The organism is Pseudarthrobacter sp. NamE2 (genome assembly GCF_005796205.1).
GTDB lineage: Bacteria > Actinomycetota > Actinomycetes > Actinomycetales > Micrococcaceae > Arthrobacter.
Map to the genome: position 1 here is coordinate 150,936 of NZ_VAHN01000011.1, position 6,399 is coordinate 157,334.

Here is a 6,399-nt window from a genome sequence, read left to right on the forward strand (position 1 = left end):
CATCCGGTGTTTTTTAGGAAGGGCTGCGGGAGGTGGCGAAGGCCGCAGAGTGCGGGCGTTTCGTCGAAAGGTGTGCTGTAATTAGTCGATGAGTGACATAAGTACCTTTAATGGTTTGGGTTCGTCCGGGGCGAGCGAACTGTTCCAGATTCTTCGGGATGGACGCCCGCGCACCCGGACCGAACTGGCGGAACAGATGGGGCTCGCCCGCTCCACCATCACGCTCCGTATCGAGGCGCTCATGGAACTGGGGCTTGTCGGCTTTGTGGACGACGCCGTTTCGACGGGGGGCCGTCCTTCCTCCCGGATCGCGCTTAAGGCGGGCAGCAAGATTGTGCTGGGAGTGGACATTGGCGCGTCCCACCTGCGTCTTGCTGTTACGGATCTCACCGGACACCGCTTGAAGGAGGCAGGGCGCTCCATCGAGGTTATTAAGGGCCCCGACGTCGTCCTGCAGGCTGTTGTTGAACTCGCTGCCGAACTCCTCAGGGACTCCGGAAGGGACATGGCAGACCTCCTTGCCATTGGAATTGGACTCCCCGGGCCTGTGGAGCACCGGACAGGCAGGCCGATCAATCCTCCGATAATGCCTGGCTGGAACGGCTTTGACGTCCCGGGCTATCTTCAGGGCCATTTCCAGGTTCCAGTCCTCGTGGACAACGATGTGAACATCATGGCGCTGGGGGAGCGCAATGTTGCCTGGCCGAACGTCGACGACCTCATCTTCGTGAAAGTTGCCACCGGCATCGGCTCGGGCATTGTTTCCAGCGGCATGTTGCAGCGCGGCGCGGACGGAGTTGCCGGGGATATCGGACACATCCGCGTGCAGAACGGTTCCGAGGTTCCCTGTCATTGCGGAAACAAGGACTGCCTCGAAGCAGTGGCGTCAGGGCCCGCGGTGGCGACGAAGCTCCGTGCGCTGGGCCTGGAGGCGAGTACCAGCGAGGACGTTGTGCGGCTGGTCGGTGCCGGAGCGACAGAAGCGGTGCACGCTGTCCGCCAGGCGGGGCGGGACGTGGGCGAGGTTCTTTCCGCCTGCGTCAGCCTGATCAACCCGTCTGTCATCGTCATCGGCGGTTCCATGGCGTTAGCGGGTGAACACTTCATAGCGGGCATCCGCGAGGTGGTTTACTCCCGGACCATTCCTTTGGCCACGCAGCACCTCCAGATCGTGCAGTCCACCTCCGGATTGGATGCCGGCGTGCTTGGCGCCAGCATGCTTGCGATCCATCACGCCATGTCCCCGCAACGCATCGACGCCATGGTTATGGGCCTGACCGGAGCCGCTGCTGGCTAGGCGGGGCCGAACTTCTCCTGGTATTCCTTTGACTTTTGCTTGACAGGCAACAAAGCCCCGGAATAGTGTTCAAGCCAGAAGCCCGGTCGACGGAGACGATACTTCGAGTACCTGCCGCCGCCGCCCGGCCAGGCCGGAAGCCAACACTTTCGGCTTGGGTTTCGGAGCGCAAATAAAGCGCGCGAATCCAAGGAATCAGTCAGCACAAGCTCGCACCACAGCTGCAGCCCTGAGTTCCTGCTCCCTTCGTGTCTGTTACTGATCAGCGGCAAACGGCAGTGCATGAACTCATGGCGACGTCGTTGTGGGTGAGGCAACTAAATGTGGGCGGTTCGCCGCCCAGCCTAATGTCAGTAGCTGCGCGAGCCTCTTATTCAACCGCTGCGTTGCAGCTTCGCATGCTTCTCCCCAAGCCGGTGGGGGAACGTCATCACTGCCAGGAAAGGCAACTTATGTGCTTCGGATTTAATGCCCCAGGCGCCCTTCGTCGCTCTTTGGAAGAGAAGGGGGTCGACCGCCGCAACTTCCTGAGGGGAGCAGCGGCAGCCGGCCTGGGCGTCGGCTTCGCCGGTATTGGCGGCACCACTGCTGTCGCGGCTCCTGCCGCCCAGGCTGCCGGCAGGCCTGTTGCCCCGGGTCTGATCAGCATCCAGCTCTATACGCTACGTTCCATCATGCGCGGTGAGGGCATCGACGCCACGCTGGCAAGCCTCGCCAACTACGGATTCACCAAGGTTGAACTCGCCGGCCTGTACGGCCGCACTGCCGAAGCGATGCGGTCAACCCTCGATTCACTGGGCATCACCCCTTCCTCCAGCCACGACGGAATCAGCGCGACTCCCGCCGCATTGGAGAAAAAGATCGCCAATGCGGTGACTCTCGGCCAGACGCACATCAACGTGCCGTACCTGGTTTCCAGTTCTGCCGACGACTGGCGCCGCTGGGCGGACCAGATGAATGCGGAAGCAGCCGTTGCCCGGCAGTCCGGCCTGAAGTATGGCTACCACAACCACGCACACGAGTTCACTACCAACCTCGGCGGCGGACTCACTCCTTGGGACATCTTCACCAGCCGCCTCGACCCCAAGCTGGTGCACCTTGAAGTCGACCTCTACTGGGCCGTGACCGGCGGCGTGGGCGTGGGAGCAGCAGACCCCATCCAGTTTGCAATTGACACCATCCTTCAGGCTCCACAGAAGGTTCTGCAGTACCACGTGAAGGACCGTGCCGCCGCAGGCGATTTTGCCGACCTGGGCACCGGAACCATCGACTTTGCCCGCATTTTCCGGGCTCACACTCCGAAGGAGTTCATCGTCGAAAACGACCAGCCGGACGTTACACCGCTGCAGACGGCCCGGGTGGGTTACGACTACCTGCGCGCGCTCCGCTTCTAGCACTGGTCGCCTAAGTTATTCCAACCGAAAGCCGGGCCTGGCTGTCATCGCATACAGCGGCCCGGCTTTCGCGATTCTTATAGCGGAAGGAGGAATGGGTGGGTGTTGAGGATCCGGTCCCGGAGTTGGTGGTACTGCTGGACGCAGAGGGACAACACTGCGGTTCAGCGCCGAAGCGGGAGGTCCATCACGAGGACACTCCCTTGCACCTGGCTTTTTCCTGCTATGTGTTTGATGAAGCGGGGCGGGTTCTGGTTACAAGGCGGGCCCTCACCAAGACTGCCTGGCCCGGGGTTTGGACTAATTCCTTTTGCGGGCACCCGGCGCCGGGGGAAAGCATCATTGGTGCTGTCCGGCGCAGGGCCCGGTGGGAACTCGGGATGGAAATATCCGATGTGGAACAATGTCTCCCGCACTTTCGGTACAAGGCTGTGGACGCGAATGGCATTGTCGAAAATGAAGTGTGCCCTGTTTTCACCGCGACGATTGCCGGTGGCCTGAGGCCACGGCAGTCTGAGGTCTGCGAGTACCGGTGGGTGCCTGCACCGGATTTGGTGGCGGCATCGGAGGCGGCACCATGGGCGTTCAGTCCTTGGCTCGTGCTGCAGCTGCAGGAACTGCGGCCTGGCCTGCTTGTGCTGTCAGACTGAAATGGTGCGGACGGGCGAGCCTGCCAGCCAGGCGGTCACGTCCTCAAAGGCGCCGCCGTAGAACTGCCGGTAGCTTTCCTGGGTGACGTATCCGAGGTGCGGGGAGAGGACCGTGTTGGGCGCCGCCAGCAGCGGATGTCCGGCCGGCAGGGGTTCCTGGTCGAACACGTCCAGGGCTGCGCCGCGGATCCAGCCCTGGCTGAGTGCGCGGATCAGCGCGTCCTGGTTCACGAGCGGTCCCCGGGCCGTGTTGACCAGGATGCCTTCGGGGCCGAGCAGCCGCAACTCGTCCTCGCCGACAGTGTTCTCTGAGCGTGGAGAGAGCCGCAGATGGAGCGTGGCCACGTCCGATAACCGGAACAGTTCCTCCTTTGACACCAGCCGGGCTCCAGCTTCCGCCGCTGCCTCGGCCGTCAGGTTCTGGCTCCATGCCACCACCTCCATGCCGAACGCCTGCCCGTAGCCTGCCACCCGGCGGCCAATTTTCCCCAGCCCCACGATGCCCAACGTCTTGCCCGACATCTCGAAGCCGACGGTGGACTGCCAGGTCCCGGCCCGCAGCGAGTTCTCTTCAGCGGGAAGGTGCCGCGCCGCGGCGAGGAGCAGGGCCCAGGTCAGTTCCGGAGCGGCGGTGGGGGAGCCGGGCGTGCCGCAAACCGTCACTCCATGCTCCGCTGCCGCGGCAAGGTCAATCGAGGCGTTGGCCATCCCGGTGGTCACCAGCAGTTGAAGGGCCGGCAGCTTCTCAAAGACCTCACGCGGGAACGGGGTGCGTTCCCTCATGGCCACAACAATGGCCACGTCGGCCAGCGCTGAGACCAGGGCGTCCTGTGAAGCAAAGGGTTCCCGGAACGTGGTGATGGTGACGCCCTCGGCCTCGAGTGCCGCCCAGTCCGCGAAGCCGTGCGCCACGGCCTGGTAGTCGTCAAGGATGGCAAGGCGGTGCTGCATGGCGGTGTCCTTCGTCCCGGAGTTCCTGCGTGATGTTCATCGTATGGCAGGTGCCCATAAGGAGTGCGGGAACCGCGCAACAGTAAGCGTGATAGCAATGGAACTGATGAAACTCCGTATACCGCTCTTCGCCGCGTGAGCGGCCGGTCCCTCGCCCGCCTTCCCCGCAGCTGGATCCTGCTTGCCTGCATAGGCCTGCTGGCGCTGAACCTGCGCGGTCCGTTCGTGGCGGTTGCGCCGGTGGTTGGCCTGATCCAGGCGGAGCTGGCCTTTTCACCTGTCATGCTGGGGCTGCTGACCAGCATCCCCGTCCTTTGTTTCTCCCTGGCGGCACCATTGGCTTCCCTGGCGGCACGGAAATTCGGCGCAGAGTTCGCGGTCACCCTCACAATCCTTGGCGTGCTGGCGGGAGTCCTGGTCCGTTCGTCAGGCGGGCCGGCACTGGTGGTGGCCGGAACCGTGCTCATCGGCGTCGCCATCACCGTGGGCAACATTGCTGCGCCCCTGATCATCCGCCGTGACTTTTCCCCCATGCGGCAGGGGACTGCGATGGGGATCTACACTGCGGCCCTGAACATCGGCTCGTTCCTGACGTCTGTGCTCACAGCGCCACTGGCAGCCGTTGCGGGATGGCGGTTCGCGCTGGGTTCCGTTGCCGTGGCGGCCGTAGCCGCCGTCCTGGTCTGGACCCTGGCCGTGGGGCCCCGCAGCGCGTTCCTGGCATCTACGGAGGACGGCCGGAATAACAGCCGGCAACGCTTGGCCGGAGCCGGCTGGATCACCGCGGGACTGACTGCCGGCTTTGGCGGACAGGCGTTCTCCTACTACGGCGTGACGGCATGGTTGCCCAGCTACCTGCACGACGAACTGGGCATGACCGCCGCCGAGGCCGGCGCCGCTTCCTCGATCTTCCAGATCCTCGCGATCGTCGGCGCCCTGGGGGTGCCTTTCGCCGCCAAATTCATGAGTACGACGGCGGTGGCCGTCACCGTAGGAGCGTTGTGGACGGCCGTGCCGGCGGGGCTGCTGCTCGCGCCGCAGCTTTGGTGGCTGTGGTCCGTGGCAGGCGGCATCGCGCAGGGCGGCGGCATCACTGCCATCTTCATCGCCATCATCCGGCTGGCGCGCGACCAGGCGTCGGCGGGCCGGATGTCCGCCACCGTCCAGGGACTCGGTTACGCCCTTGCTGCCGTGGCGCCGCCCCTGGTGGGCTTTGTCCATGACGCATCGGGCTCCTGGACCCCTGCCCTGTTGGTCATCCTCGCCTCGGTGCTGACTTTCTTCATCGCCACCACCCTCTCCGTGCGGAAGGTGCCGAAGGGCCGCTGAGGCGTGTCCCGCCGTCGGGCGTCCCCACCCCCTTCCGACGCTCTCTCACTTAACGTCGCAAAAGAACGATCGCTCTCTCACTTTCCCTTGGGAAGTGAGAGAGCGATCCGGAAATTCCTGCATTAAGTGAGAGAGCGTCGGAATAGACGGCGGGTTGTGGAATGCTCCGCCGCCGGGCCGGCGCCCCGGATTTCGGGGGTGCCTGTTGCGAGTGAGCGTGCCGGCCCGGCGACGGACACCTGGTTAGGCTGCGGCGAGTTCCTCCACTGTTGCCCTTTCCCGTGCTTCGGTGAGGTAGCGGGCGTAGGCGGGGAGGGTGAGGAAGGACGGGAAGTCGGAGGCTAGGGTGACTTCTTCGAAGATGTCGCGGGCGTCCTCGAAGCGGTCGCCGTCGAAGCGTTCCAGCCGGGCGAATTCCTCGTTTAGGAGCTCTTCGACCCATTCGTGCGTGACGATCTCGCCGTGGTCGGTGATCGCCCGGGCGTAGATCCACTGCCAGAGCTGGGAGCGGGAGATCTCGGCGGTGGCGGCGTCTTCCATGAGGTTGTGGATGGCCACCGCGCCATTGCCGCGGAGCCAGGATTCGATGTACCGGATGCCCACTTCGATGTTGTTGCGGATGCCCTGTTCGGTGATGGTGCCGTGCAGGGAGGCGATGTCGATCAGGGCGCGGTCGTCCGGGATGACGTCCTCGCGGAGATTCCCGAGCTGGTTCGGCCTGGTGCCCAGGATGCCGTCAAACACTTCGCGGCAAACGGGCACCAGGTCCGGGTGCGCT

5 protein-coding genes and 1 pseudogene are annotated in these 6,399 nt (G+C 64.2%); 4 read left to right on the forward strand and 2 right to left on the reverse strand.

Going from position 1 to position 6,399, the window contains the following annotated elements:
* Window positions 1-88 precede the first annotated feature (88 nt).
* The 3 genes from FDW83_RS14100 to idi all read left to right on the forward strand — a co-directional run bounded on the left by FDW83_RS14100 (window position 89) and on the right by idi (window position 3,341).
* Window positions 89-1,297: an ROK family transcriptional regulator gene (locus tag FDW83_RS14100; protein ID WP_138138701.1), complete on the forward strand. Its 1,209-nt coding sequence runs from the start codon at window positions 89-91 to the stop codon at window positions 1,295-1,297.
* 494 nt (window positions 1,298-1,791) lie between these two features.
* Window positions 1,792-2,691, forward strand: coding sequence for a sugar phosphate isomerase/epimerase (locus FDW83_RS14105; protein WP_205754681.1), 900 nt, complete (start codon window positions 1,792-1,794; stop codon window positions 2,689-2,691).
* Window positions 2,692-2,789: 98 nt separating this feature from the next.
* A complete protein-coding gene (idi, locus tag FDW83_RS14110) occupies window positions 2,790-3,341 on the forward strand; it encodes an isopentenyl-diphosphate Delta-isomerase (RefSeq protein WP_138138703.1) in 552 nt (183 codons plus the stop codon).
* On the opposite strand, the gene FDW83_RS14115 is transcribed toward idi, so the two are convergent.
* Window positions 3,333-4,292, reverse strand: coding sequence for a D-2-hydroxyacid dehydrogenase family protein (locus FDW83_RS14115; RefSeq protein WP_138138704.1), 960 nt, complete (start codon window positions 4,290-4,292; stop codon window positions 3,333-3,335). The genes idi and FDW83_RS14115 overlap by 9 nt on opposite strands.
* A 135-nt stretch (window positions 4,293-4,427) precedes the next feature.
* Between FDW83_RS14115 and FDW83_RS14120 the strand changes: the two genes are divergently transcribed.
* Complete coding sequence (locus FDW83_RS14120) at window positions 4,428-5,621, forward strand: CynX/NimT family MFS transporter (RefSeq protein ID WP_138138705.1); 1,194 nt, start codon at window positions 4,428-4,430, stop codon at window positions 5,619-5,621.
* Between the two features lie 243 nt (window positions 5,622-5,864).
* On the opposite strand, the pseudogene FDW83_RS14125 reads toward FDW83_RS14120, so the two are convergent.
* Window positions 5,865-6,399: pseudogene (locus tag FDW83_RS14125) on the reverse strand (malate synthase A); the annotation flags it as partial.

Coding starts and splice junctions, on each gene's coding strand:
- FDW83_RS14100 (WP_138138701.1), top strand. CDS start 89: ATGAGTGACATAAGTACCTTTAATGGTTTGGGTTCGTCCGGGGCGAGC.
- FDW83_RS14115 (WP_138138704.1), bottom strand. CDS start 4,292: ATGCAGCACCGCCTTGCCATCCTTGACGACTACCAGGCCGTGGCGCAC.